At 67.1% G+C, this 22,783-nt stretch carries 1 protein-coding gene and 1 pseudogene; both read right to left on the bottom strand.

The genetic code is table 11. The features are described from left to right. A partial coding sequence (locus tag AB4Z47_RS29225; protein WP_441955687.1) for an SDR family NAD(P)-dependent oxidoreductase occupies window positions 1-12,076 on the bottom strand: 12,076 nt, incomplete at its 3' end. A gap of 266 nt (window positions 12,077-12,342) precedes the next feature. Then, window positions 12,343-22,770, bottom strand: a pseudogene (locus AB4Z47_RS29220) (SDR family NAD(P)-dependent oxidoreductase); the annotation flags it as partial. Window positions 22,771-22,783 lie beyond the last annotated feature (13 nt).

The following is a 22,783-nucleotide window of genomic DNA, read 5'->3' as shown; positions in this document are numbered from 1 at the left end:
CGCCCGCACGACGCACCCGCTCACCCACAGGCCAGGGCTCCGCCTCGGTCAGCAACCGCACCGACCCCGCCGACCAATCCACATGCGGGCTCGGGGCGTCGACATGCAACGTCTTCGGCAGAGTTTCGTGGCGCAACGCCTGCACCATCTTGATCAGACCACCCACACCCGCCGCGGCTTGCGAGTGCCCGATATTCGACTTCAACGACCCGAGATACAACGGCTTGGACCGATCCTGTGCATAAGCGGCCAGCAACGCCTGCGCCTCGATCGGATCACCCAACGCCGTTCCGGTCCCATGCGCCTCTACCGCATCCACGTCCTCCGGACGCAAGCCCGCATCCGCCAACGCTGCCGCGATCACCCGCTCCTGGGACGGACCATGCGGGGCGGTCAAACCATTACTCGCACCGTCCTGATTGACCGCAGTACCACGCACCACTGCCAACACGGTGTGACCCAGACGTTGTGCATCCGACAGCCGTTCCACCACCACCATCGCCGCCCCCTCCGACCAGGTAATTCCGTCGGCGGCCGCCGAAAACGGCTTACACCGACCATCCCGAGCCAAACCACGCTGCCGAGAGAACTCCACGAAGACCATCGGCGTGGCCATGACCGTCGCACCACCTACCAGTGCCAGGGAACTTTCCCCCTGACGCAGCGCCCGACATGCCGTATGCAACGCCACCAGCGATGACGAACACGCGGTGTCCACCGTCATCGCAGGCCCCTCCAAGCCCAGCGCATAGGCCACCCGCCCCGACACCACACTCCCCATGACACCGGTCACGGCGTACCCCTCGGCCTCGGGCCCGGCCATACGTGCCAAAGCCGCGTAGTCCTGGTACATCGCTCCGGTGTAGACACCGGTGTCGCTGCCCCGCAACGACGTCGGGTCGATCCCCGCATGCTCCAGGGCCTCCCACGACACTTCCAACAGCAACCGTTGCTGCGGATCCATCGCAGTGGCCTCACGGGGGCCGATTCCGAAGAAGCCCGCGTCGAAATCGGCCGCATTCTGCAAGAACCCGCCCTCCCGGACATAGGACGTGCCCGAACGTTCAGGATCCGGATCAATCAGGCGTTTCAGATCCCAACCCCGATCCGACGGGAACTCACTGATCGCATCGGTTCCCGACAGCACCAGATTCCACAGGTCGTCCGCGGACGCCGCGCCGCCGGGATAGCGGCAGGCCATTCCCACAATCGCGATCGGCTCATCGGCTCGCACCCGACGCGCCGGCTTCTTCTGCCGCCGCCCATCGGGGGCGTCCCCGACTCGGGACTGGATGAACGTCGCCACCGCCCGGGTGGTGGGGTGGTCGAAGACGAGGGTCGACGGCAGCCGGAGACCGGTGGTTGCGCCGAGCCGGTTGCGGAATTCCACCGCGCCCAACGAATCGAAACCCATGTCACTGAACGGCAGATCGACATCGACCAGGTCACCCGACACATGACCCAATACCGTGGCAACCTGATCGCGCACGAACTCCAGCACAACCGCGTCGTGTCTGTCCGGCGCTAGAGACGCCAACCGCGTCGCAAGCACCCGCCCCGGAGCCGCTTTCGATCCGGGGTCTGCGCCACCACTGCCCGCGCGACGAGGCAACGGCACCAGCGACTGCAGCACACTGGGCAACAGACCCGAACGAGCCTGTGCGGACAATGCCGCGATATCAACGTCCATCGCAACGACACACGGCGCGTCCACCCCACCCGCCAGATCCAGAAGTGCGAGCCCGTCGCCTTCGGCCAATGGCCGAAAGCCATTGCGGGACAGCCGCTCTACCGCAGCAGCGCCGATATCGGCCGTCATTCCGCTGCCTGAACTCCATGGACCCCATGCCACGGATACGGCGGGCAGGCCCGTGTGGACCCGGCGCCGCGCCAGCGCGTCCAGCACCGAGTTCGCCGCCGCGTAATTGCCTTGCCCCGGCGATCCGAGCACCGCCGCAGCCGACGAGAACAACACGAACGCCGACAAGTCCCGTTCCACTGTGAGTTCATGCAGGTTCAGCGCCGCATCGACTTTCGCCGCGAGCACCCGATCGACCTGCTCGGGCGTGAGGGTGTCGACGGTGCCGTCAGCCAGCACACCCGCCGCATGGACAACAGCCGTCAGCGCGGGGCCGTCGGAGATATCGTCCAGCATCCTCGCCACGGCAGCACGATCGCTGACATCGCAGGACAGTACTCGGGTTCGAGCCCCGAGCTCGGACAGCTCGGCCACCAGTTCCAGAACGCCGTCGGCCCGCTCACCACGCCGAGACACCAACACCAACTCACGCACCCCATGCGTAGCGACCAGATGACGCGCCACCACCGCACCCAAACCGCCGGTGCCACCGGTGATCAACACCGCACCCGAGCCGTCCGCCCACCCGTCACCCGACCACCACCCCGCATCGAGACGCTTCGCGCCGCTCGCCCGCCTCTCGACCGGCCCGGCCGCCGGTGCTTCGCAGGGCACCAGCTGTGGCGCCAGCAGTGCACCCGCGCGCACCGCCAGCTGCGCCTCCTCGGTGGCCACGGCCTCGGCGATCAGTTCCGGGGTCACCTCGCCATCGCTATCGACGTCCAGCAGGACTATTCGACCGGGGTTCTCCGATTGCGCGCTGCGCAGCAAGCCCCAGGTGGCCGCCGCGGCCAGTTCGGGATTCTCTCCCGGCAGACCCGCGCCATTGCATGTCACCACCACCAGTCGTTGCTCTGTTGCGGGGCGCCGCAACCACGACTGCACTGTTGTCAGCACCGTGTGCACCCGACTGCGCACAGCGTCGGCCGAAACCGACGGCTCACCGTTCACAACCGACGACACGGAAGCTGAATCCGACGACTCGCGGTCGAAAGGTGACGACTCGCGGTCGGACCACACCAGTACATCCCGGACGGTGTCCGCACTGCGGGGCGTGACCGTGTGCCACTGCACCTCGTAGAGCCGGTGCCGAGCGGCGCCCAGCGCTTGGCTGTTCACCGGACGCGCCTGCAGTGACTCGACAGTCAACACCAGAGCACCGGTGTCGTCGCCGAGCTCGAGCATGATGCTCTCGGCTCCGATCCGTCGGATCCGGGCCTGCACGGCCGTTGTCCCGGGACGATACAACCGGACACCGTTGAAAGAGAACGGCAGCGGCACCTGGTCGGTCGCGAAGCCGTCCGCCATCTCCTGTACCGCGGCATGCAACCCGGCATCCAACAGCGCGGGATGGATGCCGAACCGGGCACCCGCCGTCGCCATCTCGTCAGGTAACCGCACCTCCGCCAGGACATCACCGCTGCCGTCCCGCCACAGGCGATCCACTCCCCGGAACGCGAGCCCGTAATCGAGCCCGCGCGCGGCCAGGCGGTCGTACATCACGTCGCCAGGCGTCGCATCGTCCTGCGACAGGTCCAGGTCGTACACCGGAGCATCCATGGCCGAGCCGGGCGCCAGAATGCCACGCGCATGCGTGATCCCGCTCGAGCCCTCCGACTGTCCGTCGACTGTCCGCGAGGCCACGACAAACGGCCGCCGTCCGTCGTCATCAGGCGCTTCGACAGTGACCTGGATGTCGGCCTCGGTTTCGGCGGTGATCCGCAGCGGCGCTTCCAGAGCAAGTTCCTCGACGATCTCGACGCCCAACCGGGCACCGACCGCGAACGCCAGCTCCACGAAACCCGTTCCCGGAAACAACACCGCGCCGAATACCATGTGATCGGCAATCCACGGATGCACTGCCGTCGAAAGCCGGCCGGTGAACAACCACTCGTCCTTACCCGCCAGGGAGATCGCCGCCCCGAGCAAGGGGTGGACGATCGGCATCAGACCCGCACGCCCCACATCACCGACGCCGTCGATCGGCTGTGGCCAGTACCGCTGGCGTTGGAATGCATAGGTCGGCAAGGAAATTCGATGCGGCGACCGTCCCGCGTACATGCGACTCCAGTCCACCGTGAGTCCGGCAACGTGCGCGGTGGCCAGGAAGGTGGTGAACTGCACGACCTCGTCAGCGCCGCGCCGGGCGGTGGCAGCCACCACGACCCGGGTCTCGATCTCGGGCTCGAGCGCCAGACACTGGCTGGTCATTGCGGCCAGAACGGCGTCAGGGCCCACCTCCAGGAACCGTCGTACCCCGGCTGCGACCAACGCCCGCACTCCCGGAGCGAACCGCACCGACGCCCGAACCTGACGCACCCAGTACTCCGGATCGGTCAACGCACCATCGGCCACCTCACCGGTCACGTTCGACACGATCGGCAACAACGGCTCCCGATAGGTCAACCCCACTGCCACTGCACGGAACTCGTCGAGCATCGGCTCCATCCGCGCCGAATGGAACGCATGACTGACCCGCAACCGATTGGTCTTCACTACCGCGACAGTGAGTTGTCGCTGGACCTCTTCGACGGCATCCACGTCACCGGACAACACCACGGCCTCCGGACCGTTGACCGCCGCGACCGACAACCTGCCCCCGAAGTCGGCCACCATGGCGTGCGCTCGGTCCTCGGAGACGGCTGCCGCGAGCATCGCCCCGCCTTCCGGCAGTGCCCCCATCAGCCTGCCTCGCGCCGCCACCAGCGCGCACGCGTCCTCGAGCGACCACACCCCTGCCACATACGCGGCAGCGAGCTCGCCGATCGAATGCCCCGCGACCACATCCGGTGTGAGCCCGAACCACTCCAGCAGCCGGAACAGCGCCACCTCGAATGCGAACAACGCCGGCTGTGTGAACTCCGTGCGATCCACGAGCCCTTCGGAGCCCGCCTGGAGCCGACCATCGAAAACAGCATCGGCGAACATGACCTCCTGCAACGGCCTTCCGAGCAGACTGTCGAACGCTGCGCAGATCTCGTCCAATGCCGCAGCAAACACCGGGAACGCCCGGTACAGGTCCGCGCCCATGCCTGCTCGCTGCGCCCCTTGACCGGTGAACAGGAAAGCCGTTTTCCCCGCCCCGGCGATGCCATCTACCACGCCTGCGGTCGATGCACCTGACGCAAGCGCGGCCAAGCCGGCGAGCAACTCGCCGCGGTCGCGCCCGAGGACGACACCCCGTCGATCAAGCAACGCCCGCGAGTCCAGCAACGACCGCGCCACCGCCCACACGTCCGCATCTGGACGCTCAACCAACCATGCCCGTAACCGGCTCGCCTGCCCCCGCAACCCCTGCGCCGACTTCGCCGACACCACCAACGGCACCGCAGCGACATCAATGTCGACGGCCGCCCCGGCAGAGCCAGGCGCGACCGGCGATGGTGGTGTCGGTGCTTCCTCGAGGATCGCATGCGCGTTCGTGCCGCTGATTCCGAACGACGACACTCCTGCGCGCCGTACCCGACGACCGGTCGGCCAGGGCTCGGGCTCGACCAACAGGCGGATGCTGCCGGCCGACCAATCCACGTGCGGGCTCGGCGCATCGAAGTGCACGATCTTCGGCAGCATCTCGTGCCGCATCGCCTGCACCATCTTGATCACACCCCCCACCCCGGCAGCCGCCTGCGTATGACCGGTATTCGACTTCAACGCACCCACACGCAGCGGCTCCGCCCGATCCTGCCCATAAGCGGCCAGCAACGCCTGTGCCTCGATCGGATCCCCCAACGTCGTTCCGGTCCCATGCGCCTCCACCGCATCCACATCGGCCGGCGCCAATCCCGCGTCGGCCAACGCCGCCGCAATCACCCGCTCCTGCGCCGGACCGTTCGGCGCGGCCAAGCCGTTACTGGCACCGTCCTGGTTGACGGCAGTACCGCGTACCACGGCAAGGACGTTGTGGCCCAGGCGTTGTGCATCCGACAGGCGTTCCACGACGAGAACTCCCGCGCCCTCCGACCAGGCCGTTCCGTCGGCGGCGGCCGAAAACGATTTGCATCGACCGTCCGGTGCCAGTCCGCGCTGCCGGGAGAAATCCACGAAGATCAACGGCGTGGACATCACCGTCACGCCGCCCACCAATGCCAGCGAACTCTCCCCCTGGCGCAGCGCCTGGCAGGCCATATGCAATGCGACCAGCGACGAGGAACACGCGGTGTCCACCGAGATCGCAGGCCCTTCCAGACCGAATGCATACGACAACCGTCCGGACACCGCGCTCCCGGTGACGCCGGTCCCGATATACCCTTCGACCTCGGGCCCGGCCTTGCGCACCACGTCCTCATAGTCCTGGTACATCCGTCCCATGTAGACGCCGGCATCGCTGCCCCGCAACGACGTCGGATCTATCCCCGCATGCTCCAACGCCTCCCACGACACCTCCAACAGCAACCGCTGCTGCGGATCCATCGCCGCCGCCTCACGCGGACCGATCCCGAAGAAGCCCGCGTCGAAATCGGCCGCGTTGTGGAGGAAACCGCCTTCTCGGGTGTAGGAGGTACCCGGGTGGTCCGGGTCCGGGTGGTACAGGCTTTCCAGCGGCCAACCGCGATCGGAGGGAAACTCGCTGATGACATCCGTTCCCGATGACACCAGATCCCACAGATCGTCCGGGGATTCGACACCGCCCGGATACCGGCAGGCCATCCCCACGATCGCGATCGGCTCATCGCCTCGCACTCGACGCGTCGGCTTCTTCGGCTGCTTGGCACCAGGTGTGTCCTCGATCCGGGACCGGATGAACGCCGCCACCGCCCGGGTGGTGGGATGGTCGAAGACGAGGCTGGCGGGCAACCGCAAACCGGTGGAGCCGGCGAGTCGGTTGCGGAACTCCACCGCGCTCAGTGAATCGAAACCCATTTCGCTGAAAGGCTTCTCGACGTCGATGAATTCGCCGGCGGCGTGCCCCAGCACCTCTGCGACCTGCCCACGCACGAAGTCGAGAACGATCGCGTCGTGCTTGTCCGGCGCCGCCGCCAACCGCATTGTCAGGTCCTCACCACCGCTGCTGGCCCGGCGCTGCGCGGACACCAACGATCGCAACGGGTCCGGCAACAGGCCGGCGCGAGCCTGAACGGCCAATACCGCCATATCGAAGTCGATCGCGGCGACGAACGGTGCGTCCGCGCCGCCTGCCAGGTCGAAGAGCGCAAGCCCGTCGGATCTGGTAAGCGGGCGAAAGCCCATGCGCGACAGTCTGTCGACTCCGGCCGCGCCCAATTCGGCCGTCATACCGATGTCTTGGGTCCACGGACCCCAGGCCACCGAAAGCGCGGGCAAGCCCGCCTGAACACGCCGCCGCGCCAACGCGTCCAGAACCGAGTTCGCCGCCGCATAGTTACCCTGACCCGCCGATCCGAGAATCGCCGCGGCCGAAGAGAACATGACGAACGCAGACAGGTCGTGATCGACAGTGAGTTCGTGCAAATTCAGCGCCGCGTCGACCTTCGGTGCGAGCACCTGGTCGACCTGATCGGGCGTGAGCGTGTCGACGGTGCCGTCGGACACGACGCCCGCCGCGTGGATGACGGCCGTCAGCGCGGGACCATCGGAGATGTCGTCGAGCATCGTCGCGACGGCGGCGCGATCGCTCACATCACAGGCCAGCACCCGCGTTCGAGCCCCGAGCTCGGACAACTCGGCCACAAGTTCGGCGACACCGTCGGTCCGCTCACCGCGCCGGGACACCAACACCAGATCACGCGTTCCATGCGCCTCGACCAGGTGCCGCGCCACCAGCGCGCCCAATCCGCTGGTGCCACCGGTGATCAGCACCGCACCCGAGCCGCAGGCGATGGTTGACCCGGCGGCTGACCCGCCGCGGCGAGCCAGCCGCGGCGCCAGCAACACACCCGCACGCACCGCAAGCTGGACCTCGTCGGACCGGACTACCGCCGATATCAGTTCGGGAGTCACCTCGCCGTCGCTGTCGTTGTCCAGCAAGACAATCCGACCGGGATTCTCCGACTGAGCACTACGCAGCAAACCCCACGTGGCCGCCGCCGCCAAATCGGTATCCTCGCCCGGAAGACCCGCTCCATTGCGCGTCACCACAACCAGCGGCGCATCGGCCGCTACGGGAAGACGTAACCACGATCGAATCGTCGCCAGCACCGTGTGCACGCGTCGCCGCACGGCCTCCGCAGACAATGATCCGACTTCGGCGGAGATAGACAATGATCCACCACCGGCCGAAGACGGGTCGGTGTCATCGACGAACCACACCACGACGTCGATGCTCGACCCGTCCGCGCCATCGCTCGTGTCCGGACCATTGTCCCCGGCGATCTCGGCCAGCGCGGCCATGTCCGGGTACCTCGCTTCGAACCCGGGTGCCGGCGTCGAGCCCACGACCGCGACCCGCCCAATACTCGTACCAACCTGTGGGCGCGATTCGACGGCACTCCACTCAACGTCGTAGAGCCGATGGCGACCGGCGGATCGACCATCGTTCAATGCCTGACTGTTCACCGCGCGCGCCTGTAGCGCCTCGACGGTCAACACAAGAGCACCAGCGTCGTCGCCGAGCTCGACCCGCACACTGTCGGCTCCGCTTCGCCGAATCCTCGCCTGCACGGCCGCCACCCCGCGGCGGTACAACCGCACGCCGGTGAACGAGAACGGCAGCGGCGCCTGATCCTGCGGCAGGTCCGCGGTCAGCACCTCCCCAGCGGCATGCAATGTGGAGTCCAGCAACGCGGGATGGATGCCGAACCGAGGAGCGTCCGCACCGACCTCGGCAGGCAACCGCACATCGGCCACGACGTCGCCGCCGTCGCGCCACAGGCGAGTCACACCTTGGAACGCGGGTCCGTAATCGAGTCCGCGCGCGGCCAATCGGTCGTACATCGTGTCGCCAGGCGTCACGTCGTCTTCCGCTGCCGGCACAGCGGCGTTATCGGACGCCGGAACATCGATCGCTAGGCCGGGAGCAAAGATGCCGCGCGCGTGCGTAATTCCGCTCGCTCCCGTGGACGGTTCGTCGACCGCCCTGGACGCTACGACGAACCGTCGGCGCCCGTCGTCATCCGGTGCTTCGACAGCGACCTGTACGTCGATCGCGGCCCGGTCATCCAACCGCAGCGGCGCTTCCAAGACCAGCTCGTCTACAATCTGGAAGCCCAATCGAGCACCGGCCGCCAGGGCCAGTTCGACGAAACCCGTACCCGGCAGCAATACCGTGTCGAATACCTTGTGGTCGGCAATCCACGTTTGCAATGCCGTCGAAATCCGCCCGGTGAAAAGCCACTCGTCCTTATCGGCGATTGCGACGGCCGCACCCAGCATGGGGTGGTCGATCGACAACAGACCGGCACGACTCACATCGCCGAAGCCGTCGGTGGCCGGTACCCAATACCGTCGACGTTGGAATGCATAGGTTGGCAACGGAACTCGACGTATGGACCGGCCCGCGTACGTGGACCGCCACTCAACCTCGAGTCCCGCCGTGTGGGCGGCGGCGAGGAATGCGGTGAATCGGGCGGCCTCGTCTTCGCCGCGGCGTCCGGCAGCGGCCACCACCGACCGTGTCTCGACATCGGGCTCCTCGGACAGACACTCGCGAGTCATCGCCGCCAAGACGGCATCCGGGCCGAGCTCGAAGAACCGCCGAACTCCGGTCGCGGCCAGCACCTGAACACCTGGAGCGAACCGCACGGCCGCCCGCACCTGACGTACCCAGTACGACGGATCGGTCAACTCACCATCGACGACGGCGCCGGACACATTCGACACGACCGGAACGGTCGGCTGGTGGTAGGTCAACGCTTCGGCCACTACGCGGAACTCGTCCAGCATCGGCTCCATCAACACCGAATGGAATGCATGACCGACCCGCAACCGAGAAGTCTTCACCCCCTCAGCTGCCAGTCGACCCGCAATCTCCTCGACACCCTCCACATCCCCGGACAACACCACCGACGACGGACCATTCACCGCAGCAATCGATACCCGCTCCCCGTACTCGGAAAGCACCGCGGCCGTACGATCCTCCGACAGCGCCGCCGCCAACATGGCCCCACCCGCCGGTAATGCACCCATCAACCGCCCACGCGCGGCCACCAGCGCACACGCATCCTCGAGCGACCACACACCCGCCACATATGCCGCCACCAGCTCACCGATGGAATGCCCGAGCAGCACATCCGGACGCAGGCCGAACGACTCGACGAGCCGGTACAGCGCCACTTCGAACGCGAACAACGCCGGCTGCGTGAACTCCGTGCGATCCAGCAGTATCGACTCGCGACTGCTCGCTCCCTCGCCGGGCACCACACCATCCTCGGCGAACATCACATCCTTCAACGACAGCGCGAAGCTGCTCGAGGGGTGGTGGTCGGGCGAAGAGTGGCCCCGGTCGAGAAGCCGATCCAACACGGCGCAGACCTCATCCAGCGCTGCCGCGAACACCGGAAACGCCGCATACAGTTGCTTACCCATGCCCGGCTGCTGCGCGCCCTGACCGGTGAACAGGAACGCCGTCCGTCCCGAGCCGACGCTACCGCGAACCACACCGACGCGGTGCGTGTCCGTACCGTCGGCAAGGGCTGCCAGACCCGTCAGCAACTGCTCTCGGTCGCGCCCCATGACCGCGCCGCGCCAGTCCAACTGAGCGCGCGACGTCGCCAAGGAATATCCGACATCCCACGCGTCCAGGTCGGGATTACCGATCAACCACCGCCGCAACCGATCTGCCTGCGCGCGCAGCGCCTCGCCGGACTTGGCCGATACCAGTAGCGGAACGACATTCGACCTGGCGGCTTGCGCAGCAACCGTCTCCTCGAAATCGATCGCCTCCGGATTACCGACGCGGGCCTCGGTGACCGGATCTGCGGGCGCCTCCTCGAGGATGAGGTGGGCGTTGGTACCACTGGCCCCGAACGACGACACACCCGCGCGCCGGATACGTTCTCCGGCGGGCCACGGCTCGCTGTCCTGCAGCAGTTGCACCGTGCCCGCCGACCAATCCACATGAGGCGTGGGCGCATCCACATGCAGTGTCTTCGGAAGAAGGGAATGGCGCATGGCCTGCACCATCTTGATCACGCCCCCCACCCCCGCCGCAGCCGACGTATGACCGATATTCGATTTCACCGAACCCACCCGCAGCGGCCCATCCGCACGCCGCATGCCATAAACACCGATCAACGCCGACGCCTCGATCGGGTCCCCCAGCATCGTGCCGGTGCCATGCGCCTCCACCGCGTCGATATCCGACGGCTCCAGACCGGCATTCGACAATGCCTGCTCGATGACGCGTTCCTGCGATGGGCCGTTCGGCGCGGTCAACCCGTTGCTCGCACCATCATGGTTCACCGCACTGCCACGCACCACCGCCAGGACGGAGTGACCGAGTCTCCGTGCGTCCGACAGCCGCTCCAGCACCAGCACCCCGAGCCCCTCGGAAAAGCCGGTTCCGTCGGCGGCCGCCGCGAACGCCTTGCACCGCCCATCCGACGACAATGCGCGCTGACGCGCAAACGTGATCAACAGAGACGGATCCGACATCACGGTGACACCGCCGGCCAGGGCGAGTGTGGCCTCGCCGTGCCGCAACGCCTGGCACGCCAGATGCAATGCCACCAGTGAGGACGAGCATGCGGTGTCGACCGACACGGTCGGGCCTTTGAAGCCGAACGTGTAGGAGATCCGGCCGGACACCACGCTGTTCTGGACACCGAGATAGGCATGGCCTTCCGTCTCGGCGGTGATGCTCGGGGAGCCGATGCGGTGACCGTAATACTGGTGGTTGACACCGGCGAAGACCCCGGTGTCGCTGCCACGCAACGATTCCGGGTCGATCCCTGCGTCCTCCAATGCCTCCCACACCGCCTCCAACATCAGACGCTGCTGGGGATCCATCGCCGCGGCTTCCCGCGGACTGATTCCGAAAAAGCCGGGGTCGAAATCGCCGATGGAGTCGAGGAACCCGCCTTGCCGGGTGTAGACCGTGCCCGGCGCATCCGGATCCGGGTTGAACAACCGCTCCAGATCCCACCCCCGGTCGGACGGATAGTCCGCGATCGCATCGGTACCGGAGGCGACCAGATCCCACAGGCGCGCCGGGGAATCCACACCACCCGGATACCGGCAGCTCATCCCGACAATGGCAATCGGCTCCCGCGCACGCTCCTCCAGCTCCTCGATCTGCCGATTGGCAGCACGCAGGTCGCCGGCGAACTTCCGCAGCGTCTGGGTGAGTCGTTCCTCGATACTCATGGCCGACCAAACTCCTCGTCAAGCAGATCCAATAGCTCGCTGCCGGAATGCGCAGCCAGGTAGTCGTTTTCGCCGCTCTGCCGCCGGTCACCGAGGTGAGACCGCAGACGGTTGCTGATGCCGCGTAGTCGGGTGACGGCCGCAGAGTCGTCGCCCGCCGCGGCGAGAACGCGGTCGACCATCGCCTCCAGTCGGGCAAGATCTTCGGCTACGGCGCTTTCCGCGGGGCTGTCGATGGCGGCGATCTGCCTGCGGAGGAAGCCGGCCAATTCCGCCGGGGTGGGGTAGTCGTACAGCGCGGTCGCGGACAACTGCACGCCGACTGCGGATTGGAGCCGTTTGCGGAATTCCATCACGCCGAGCGAATCGAACCCGAGATCTGTGAACGGCTGGCGCGAGGCGATCACGTCCGCACTCGCGTGTCCCAGGACAGCCTCGACCTGAGTGCCGATCACGTCGAGGATGAGGCGATCCTGCTCGTCTTGCGAGGCGCCCGCCAGCTGGGCCATCAGGTGCGGCGCCCGGCTTGTCTCGCCGTAGCCGACGCTGTCGGTCGCATTATTATCCATATCCGACTGCCGCACATCCGCCACACCGATCGGCTGCAGCCAGTACCTCTGGCGCTGAAACGCATAGGTGGGCAACGCAAGCCGCGACACAGCACGACCCTCGAACAGCCGCGTCCAGTTCACACCGACACCCACCACATGGGCTTGCGTCAGCGCCGATACGAACTGGGTCGACTCCTCGACCGAACGCCGGGCAGCCGCGACGACCAACGATTCGGCCTCGACATCCGGAGTCTCGGCCAGACTCTGCCGAATCATCGCCGACAGCACCGCATCCGGCCCGATCTCCACGAACCGCCGCACCCCCGCCTCGACCACCGCGTCGATTCCGGGCCCGAACCGCACACAACCACGTACCTGCTCCACCCAATACCCTGGATCGGTCAACTCCACACCGACAACAGCGCCGGTCACATTCGACACGATCGGGACACTCGGCCGCTGATACGTCACACCTTCGGCCATAGCGCGGAACTCATCGAGCATCGGCTGCATCAACACCGAATGAAACGCATGACTCACCCGCAACCGGGAAGTTTTCACGCCCGCCACGGCAAACGCGTCCTCGATCTCGGCGATCGCGAACACATCGCCGGACAACACCACCGATGACGGACCGTTCACCGCAGCCAACGACACCTGGCCGTCGAACTCGGCCGCCACAGTGGCCGCACGATCCTCCGCCACCGCCACCGCCAGCATCGCCCCACCCCCCGGCAGCGCCCCCATCAACCGACCACGCGCCACCACCAGGGCGCACACATCCGCCAACGACCACACCCCCGCCACGTATGCGGCGGCCAACTCACCGATCGAATGCCCGATCAGCATGTCCGGCACCACACCGAACGACTCCAGCAACCGGAACAACGACACCTCGTACGCGAACAACGCCGGCTGCGTGAACTCCGTTCGATCCAACAGTGTTGCCGCGCGACCGCTTGCTCCATCGCTGGGGGCCGCATTGTCCTCGGCGAACATCAACTCCTTCAACGACACGCCGAGCAGCGGATCGACCTGGGCGCACACCTCGTCGAACGCTGACGCGAACACCTCGAATGCCGCGTACAACCCCGCGCCCATGCCAGCACGCTGCGCCCCCTGCCCGGTGAACAGAAACGCGGTCTTGCCCGAACCCGCTTTCGCTGCGATCGCCCCTGGCGCCCCCGTCGCCAACGCGGTCAGACCGGCCAGCAGTTCGTCACGATCACGCCCGATGACGGCTCCGCGGCAGTCGAGCAGGGCCCGTGACGTCTCCAAGGAGTACGCGACATTCCACGGGTCCGCGTCAGGATTGTCGATCGCCCACTGCCGCAGTCGATCCGCTTGGGCGCGTAGGCCCGATTCGGAACTCGCCGACACCAGCCACGGAACGGCCACGGAACGGCCGGGGTGGTCTGCGGACGCGGGCCGCGGGCTCGGAACTCGAGGAACAGGTGCTTCTTCCAAGATGGCGTGGGCGTTGGTGCCGCTGATGCCGAACGAGGACACGCCTGCTCGGCGAATGTGTGTGTTGCGTAGCCACGGTGTGTCCTCGGTCAGTAACTCGACCTCGCCCGCCGACCACTCCACATGCGGGCTCGGCGCGTCGACATGGAGTGTCTTCGGCAGGGTTTCGTGCCGAAGTGCCTGCACCATCTTGATCACGCCCGCGACGCCTGCCGCGGCGACGGTGTGGCCCATATTCGACTTCACCGACCCGATTCGCAGCGGTCGATCCGGTCGATTCTGCCCGTATGCGGCGATCAGTGCCTGCGCCTCGATCGGATCGCCCAATGTCGTCCCGGTGCCGTGCGCCTCCACCGCATCCACATCCGAGGGCTCCAACCCGGCATTCGTCAACGCCGCCGCGATCACCCGCTCCTGTGACGGACCATTCGGCGCCGTCAGACCGTTGCTCGCACCGTCCTGATTCACCGCGGTCCCGCGCACCAGAGCCAACACGTCATGACCCAGCCGCTGCGCGTCCGACAACCGCTCGAGCACCAGCATGCCAACGCCCTCCGAAAACGCGACGCCATCGGCCGCGGCGGAAAACGCCTTGCACCGCCCGTCCGGCGAAAGACCTCGCTGACGTGCGAAATCGATGTACAGGCCGGGACTGGCCATGACCGTCACGCCGCCGGCCAACACCAGTGAACTCTCTCCCTGCCGCAGCGCCTGGCACGCCAGGTGCAGAGCCACCAGCGACGACGAGCAGGCGGTATCGACGGTGACGGCAGGCCCCTCCACACCGAGGACATAAGCCACTCGGCCGGAAAGCACGCTCTGCGTATTACCGGTGAGCCGGTATCCCTCGAGCTCCCCGGCCACCCGATCGGCGTAATCCGAGAGGCACGCTCCGGCGAACACTCCGGTGTCCGTGCCGCGCAACGACGTCGGGTCGATGCCCGCGGATTCCAATGCCTCCCAGGATGCTTCCAGCAGCTGACGTTGCTGCGGGTCCATCGCGGACGCCTCCGGTGCGCCGATCCCGAAGAACCCGGCATCGAAATCGCCCGCACCCGCGAGGAATCCGCCCTGACGAGTGTAGGAAGTGCCAGGTTTATCCGGGTTCGCGTCGAACAAGTGCTCCAGATCCCAGCCGCGATCCGAAGGGAACTCGCCGATCGCGTCGGTTTCGGAAACAAGGAGATCCCACAGTTCATCCGGAGATCCGACCCCTCCGGGAAACCGGCAGCTCATCCCCACGATGGCGATCGGCTCATCCGTCGGCCCCCGGCGCGGAGTCCGCTCGACAGGTTCGACCGTCGTGGTCGGCTCGATCCGGGACAGCACCAACTTCGCCACCGCCGCCACGGTCGGATGGTCGTACATCAAGGTCGACGGCAACGTCAGACCGGTGGCCTCGGCCAGCCGGTTGCGGAACTCCAAGACGCCGAGCGAATCGAACCCGATACCGCTGAACGGCTTGTCCACGGCGATCGAGTCCGCACCTGCGTGACCAAGAACAGCCGCTGCCTGGACCCGAATCATCTCGACGATGATCTGTTCCCGCTCGGCCGTCGAACGGCCCCGCAGCTGCGCCACCAGACCCGACGACTCGCTCGCGGGCGCGACCGCCCGGCGATACGCGGGCGGCGTCAGTCCGCGCATGATCGCACGCAACTCACCATGACCTGTTTCGGTAAGAGCGGTCCGGTCGACCCGGGCGGCCACGAATGCGGACCGCCCGCTTGCCAATGCCGCGTCGAACAGCGCCATGCCCTCCGCGGCGCTCAGCGGCGCGAAACCCTGTCGCCGTAACCGCGCGAAGTCGGCCGCATCGGTCATGCCCGTGCGCTCCAGCCACGGCCCCCATGCGACCGACGTCGCGGGCAGACCGGACACCTGCCGGTGTTGCGCCAGGGCATCGAGGAAGACATTGGCAGCGGCATAGTTGGCCTGCCCCGGATTACCGATCAACCCCGTGATCGAGGAATAGAGCACGAACGCCGAGAGATCCAGGTCTTTGGTCGCCTCGTGCAGATTCCATGCCGCATCCGCTTTCGGCCGGAGCACCTGCGCGATCCGCTCCGCCGTCAACGCGGCGAACACGCCGTCGGCCAGCACTCCCGCGGCATGGATGACACCGGTCAGCGGATGCTCCGACGGTATCGCCGCCACCATCGCATCCACCGCGGCCCGGTCGGCCGCGTCGCACGCGACCACATCGACGTGAGCACCGAGCGCGCTGAGCTCGTCCCGGATCCCGGCGGCGCCGGGTGCGTCCGGGCCGCGCCTGCTCGTCAACACCAGTCTGCGCACGCCGTATTCGGTGACCAGATGCCGCGCGGCCAACGCGCCGAGCCCCCCGGTACCACCGGTGATCAGCACAGTGCCATCGGGCCTGAAGGAGCCATTGCCCTCTGCGGCCGCCACGCTCGCGAGCCGGGGCGCGTATGCCGTCCCACGGCGCACCGCCACCTGGGGTTCACCGTCAAGGGCCGAAGCCAGGACTACGGCGTCCCGATAGTCCGCCTGATCGTCGACGTCCACCAGGAGAATCCGGTCCGGGTTCTCGCTCTGCGCGGTGCGCAGCAGACCCCATACCGCCGCCGCGGCCAGGTCCACCGGTTCACCGGCATGCACCGCTACCGCCTGCCGTGTCACCACGACGACGGTCCCGTCCTGGGGCAGCAGCCGCTGCACTCGCGCCGTCAATGCGGTGACCGAGTCCCGCACCGCCGCAGGAAGATCGCGGTCGGTCGGCACATCGTCGAGGAGCAGCACCATGGCTGGGCGGTCAGCGATGGTGAAAGTCTGCCCGTCATCGGCTGGGCTCCAGGCTTCGGCCACGACGTGCCTGTCCACGGGGACGGGGAGCTGGACCCAATCGACGCCGTAGCCCGAGCTGTCGGTCCGACGCTGCGCCGCGCCGAGCGCATCGGTCGACAAAGGCCGCAGGGTCAACTCCCCTACCTCGGCCACGAGCATGCCCGACGCATCGGCAAGTGTCACCGCGATCCGCTCATCTGCTGGCGTGGGACCGGCCGCGACCGCCCTGACCCGCAGCGCCGTCGCTCCCGTCGCGTGCAGTAAGACGTCGGCCCACGAGAACGGGACGGCAACCTCACCAGCCCGCGTCACGGGAACCAGCCCACCGATCAAGACCGCGTGCAGTGCCGCGTCCAACAATGCCGGGTGTACTCCGAATCCCGTGACCTCCGACCGAACCGATTCCGGCAGAACGACTTCGGCGAACACCTCGCCATCACGCCGCCACAAGCCGGTCAGCCCCCGGAACGCCGGTCCGTACTCGTAACCCACCGCCGCCAGGTCCGCATAGGCATCATCGATCTCCACCGCCATCGCGCCGACCGGCGGCCAATCCGCCATGCCGGTGTCGATCGACGGCAGGTCCGACTGGACAGTGACGGTCGCGACCGCATGGCGCACCCACCCTGCCGGGTCCGCTGCGTCCGCTCCGTCGCCGGGGTCGCCGCTTACGACACGGGAGTACACCGACACCGTCCGCGCATTCATCGCATCCGGTCCGCCCGCCATCACACGCAGCTCGACTGCGCCTGCGGACGGCAGCAGCAACGGCGCTTCGATCACCAGTTCCTCGAGCCGAGGGAATTCCATGACGGTTCCCACGTGCAGCACCAGCTCCACCACAGCGGCGCCGGGCAGCAATACCACCCCGGCGACGGCGTGGTCGGCCAGCCACGGGTGGGTCGCCAACGACAACCGCCCGGTCAACACCACCCCGTCGGAGTCCGGCAACCGCACCAGCGCACCCAACAACGGGTGCCCCGCATCCTCCAAGCCCGCCCCCCGCACATCCGACCCCTCCACCGGCTGCAACCAGTACCGCTGATGCTGGAAGGCATATGTCGGCAGATTCACCCGCGAGGCCACCGGCGCCAACGCCTCCGGTGCAACCTCCACACCCACACAATGCGCTTGGGCCAGCGCAGTGGAGACCTGCTCCGGCCCCCCATGATCGCGTTTCAACGTGCCGAGCACAGCCACGCGATCAGCCACACCGATCGCCTCCACCGTCGCCTCCACCCCCATCGTCAACACCGGATGTGCGCTCACCTCAATAAACGCATTCACCCCCGCCCGCGCCAACACCTCGACCGACTCCGCGAACCGCACCGGCTCACGCAACCCCCGATACCAATACCCCGCATCCAGCACCTCGGTATCGACATAATCCGCGAACACGGTGGAAAAGAACGGGACCGAACCCGACATCGGCGCCACCGCATCCAGTTCGGCCAATACCCGAACCTGGATCGACTCCACCGCCCCCGAATGCGATGCATAGTTCACCGGAATTCGCTTCGCCCACACTCCGTCGGCCGCGCACGCCGACAAGAACTCGTCTATGGCCGACGCTTCCCCCGACACCACCGTCTGCGCCGGACCATTCACCGCCGCCACCGAAAGCCTCGCCCCAAAGCCGGCCAACCGCTTCGTGACGGCCTCAACGGTCGAATTCACCGATGCCATACCGCCACGACCCGCGAGCTCCTCCGCAACAACCTGAGAGCGAAGAGCCACTACCCGCGCCCCATCGGATAGCGAAAGCCCGCCCGCGACCACAGCCGCCGCAATCTCACCCTGCGAATGACCCACCACCACAGCAGGCTCAACCCCGCTCGCACGCCATAACCGCGCCAACGACACCATCATCGCGAACAGCACAGGCTGAACCACATCCACCCGGTCCAGCGACGCCGCCCCCGGCTCTCCCCGCAACACCGCAGTCAACGACCAATCCACAAACGGCGCCAATGCCGCCTCGCACTCCGCGATCGCCTCAGCGAACACCCCACCCGCGCTCAACAACCCAACAGCCATCCCCACCCACTGACTCCCCTGCCCCGGAAACACAAACGCCACCCGACGCGACACAGCACGACCGGACACCACACTGTCCACGCCTTCGGGGGACGCGGCTGCCGACGCGGCCAGACCCGCCAACCCAGCCTTCAACTCGGCGAACTCCCGCCCCACTACTGCAGCCCGCCACTCCAACCGCGCACGGTGACGCAACAACGAATGCGCCACATCCGCCGCATCCACCTCCGCACGCGACTGCAACCACTCCCGCAACCGAACAGCCTGCTCCTGCAACGCCTCCCGACTCCCCGCGGATAGTGTCCAGCACAGAACGTCTGCATCACGTTCGACAGCAGCAGATTCGGTGTGAGCCGGCGAAGGCGCCTCTTCCAGGATCAGATGCGCGTTGGTGCCGCTGATCCCGAACGACGAGACGCCCACACGACGGACCCGGTCACCGGTCGGCCATGCCTCCGCCTCCGTCAACAGCCGCACCGCCCCCACGGACCAGTTCACATGCGGGCTCGGCGCGTCGACATGCAATGTCTTCGGCAGGGTCTTGTGCCGCAACGCCTGCACCATCTTGATCACGCCACCCACGCCCGCAGCGGCGACCGCGTGACCGATATTCGACTTCAGCGATCCGAGACGAAGCGGCTGCGCACCGGAGCGATCCCGTCCATAGGTGGCGATCAAGGCCTGCGCCTCGATCGGATCACCCAATGCCGTTCCGGTGCCGTGTGCCTCCACCGCATCCACATCCGACGGCTCGAGTCCGGCGTTCACCAACGCCGCCGCGATCACCCGCTCCTGCGACGGACCGTTCGGCGCGGCCAAACCGTTGCTCGCACCATCCTGATTTATCGCGCTGCCGCGGACAACAGCAAGCACGTTGTGGCCGCGGCGACGGGCGTCCGACAGGCGCTCGACCACCAGCACTCCGACTCCCTCGCACCACGTCACGCCGTCGGCGGCGGCGGCGAACGCCTTGCACCGCCCATCGGCCGCCAACCCCCGTTGGCGCGCGAATTCCACATACAGACTCGGGCTCGCCGCTACACTCACGCCGCCCGCCAATACCAGGGACGCCTCACCCTGGCGCAGTGTCTGGCAAGCCAGATGCAGCGCGACCAGCGATGACGAGCACGCGGTGTCGACGGTGACCGCGGGCCCCTCCAAACCGAGAACATAGGCGACACGGCCGGACACCACGCTGGGCGAGTTTCCGGTCAAACGGAAAGCCTCGTACTCATCGGTCACCCCGTGCGAGTAACCAGACGAGCCCGCACCGACGAACACGCCCGTATCGGTGCCACGCAGCGAAGCAGGGTCGATCCCCGCGTCCTCCAACGCTTCCCAAGAGACTTCCAGCATCAACCGCTGCTGCGGATCCATCGCGGCCGCCTCACGCGGACCGATACCGAAAAATCCCGCGTCGAAAGCGCCCGCATCGGCCAAGAATCCACCTTCCCTGGCGTAGGTGGTGCCCGGCTTGTCCGGATCCGGATCGAACAGTCGCTCGAGGTCCCATCCCCGGTCGGACGGAAACGGCGAGATCGCATCCCGGCCTGCCGCGATGAGGTCCCACAGATCCTCGGCCGAGGCAACGCCGCCGGGGAAACGGCAACCGATACCGACGATCGCGATCGGTTCGTCGGAGTGCGTGCGGCGCGTCACCCGGCGCACGCCGACATTCACACCTTCGAGCCGCGCACGCACCAGACGCGTCACCGCGGTCGGTGTCGGATGGTCGAATATCAGCGTGGTCGGCAACTCCACACCGGTGGCGGTCACCAGCCGATTCCGCAGCGTTTGTCCGCTCAACGAATCGAACCCGAATGCGGTGAACGGCCGATCGGGATGCACGGCGTCGGGCGAGTCGTGGCCGAGCACCGCCGCGGCCTGCTCGACTACCACCGCGAGCACCAACGCCTCGCGTTCGTGCTCGGGAATGGCGAACAGCCGGGGCGCCAGCGGACCTGCCACAACAGCGCGCCGACTCTCGGCCGAAGCAACGGTGCGTTGCGGCGACACAGTGGAATCCGCAGTCACGGACTCTACCTGCTCGACCGCGGGAAGCGTCCAGCACTGGCCCCGTTGAAACGCGTAAGTCGGCAGGTCTACCCGCGCGGCAGGCGCAGCCAACACCTCCGCTGTCACGTCGATCCCGACGCAGTACGCGTGTGCCAGTGCGCTGGCGAAGTGTTCCGGACCGCCCTGGCCACGCCGCAGTGTGCCCAGGACAGCGACCTGATCGGCTTTGCCGACCGAGCCTGCGGTCAACTCGATCGCCACCGACACCACCGGATGCGGACTCACCTCGACGAACGCGTTCATCTCTAGACGGATCAGCGCCTCGATCGCTTCGGCGAACCGGACCGGCTCCCGCAACCCCCGATACCAATACCCCGCATCCAACCCCGCCGTGTCCACGAACTCCGCGGTCACGGTCGAAAAGAACGGAACCGAACCCGATTTCGGCCGAATCGGCACCCACTCGGCCAGCAGGCGGTCCCGAATCGGTTCCACGGCCCCCGAATGCGACGCGTAATCGATCGGAACCTGCTTCGCCCACACTCCATCGGCCGCACATCCGGCGAGAAACTCGGCCAGCGGACCCGACTCGCCCGATACCACAGTCTGCCCTGGTCCATTCACCGCCGCCACCGACAACCGATCACCGAACACAGCCAGGCGATCGGCCACCGCGTCCGCTGTCAAACCGACCGACGCCATACCCCCTGACCCCGACAACACCTCCGTGAGAATGCGCGATCGCGCCGTCACGACTCGCGCCCCATCGGCCAGCGACAACCCGCCAGCGACCACCGCCGCCGCGATTTCGCCTTGCGAATGCCCCACCACCGCGGCCGGCTCCACCCCACCGGCCTGCCACAACCGCGCCAACGACACCGACACCGCGAACAAGACCGGCTGCACCACATCTTCGCGCTCCAGCGCCGCCGCACCCGCCTCCCCGCGCAGCACCTCCGTCAACGACCAATCCACGAACGGCGCCAACGCCGCCTCACACTGCGCAATCGACTCCGCGAACACCCCACCCGCCGCCAACAACTCCGCACCCATCCCCACCCACTGACTCCCATGCCCCGAAAACACGAAAACCGCCCGTCGAGACACCGCGCGACCGGTCACCGCAAAGGGCTCGCCCACAGCTGGATCGACCAGCGCCGCCAACCCCGCACTCATCGCGTCGAGGTCGTGCCCGACCACAGCACCCCGCCACTCCAACGGCATGCGCGAACGGACCAGCGAATACCCGACCTCGGCCGCACCGACCTCCGGACGATCGGCCAACCACTCCCGCAACCGAACGGCCTGCCCCCGCAACGCCTCCCGACTCTGTCCCGACAACACCCACGTCAGCGGCCGCGAAGTGTCCGTGTCCGCTCCGTCCATAGTCGTCGCGGGCGCTTCCTCCAGGATCGCATGCGCGTTCGTGCCGCCCATACCGAACGACGACAGCCCCGCCCGGCGCAGCTGCGCGGCCGGCCACTGCTCCAGCTCGGTCGGTACTCGCAACCCCAGCTCATCGAGCGGGATCCGCGGATTCGGCGTGTGAAAGTTCAGGCTGGGCACCAGTTCTCGATGCCGCAGCGACAATGCGGTCTTGATCAGACCCGCAATCCCCGCAGCGCCTTCGAGATGACCGATATTGGTCTTGACCGAACCGACGGCCAACGACGCTCCCTCGGGCCGGCGCACGCCGTAGGTTTCGCCGAGAGCCGTCGCCTCGACCGGATCTCCTGCGGGCGTGCCGGTTCCGTGCAGTTCCACGTATTGCACGGACGAGCTTTCCACCCCGGCCGCCGCCAGCGCCGCCCGAATGACCGTTGTCGTC

The sequence above is a fragment of the Nocardia sp. 2TAF39 genome (assembly GCF_052114905.1).
In the GTDB taxonomy this organism is placed as follows: Bacteria; Actinomycetota; Actinomycetes; order Mycobacteriales; family Mycobacteriaceae; genus Nocardia.
Note: the sequence above shows the minus strand (reverse complement) of the source record. Positions and strands in the feature narration are given on the sequence as shown.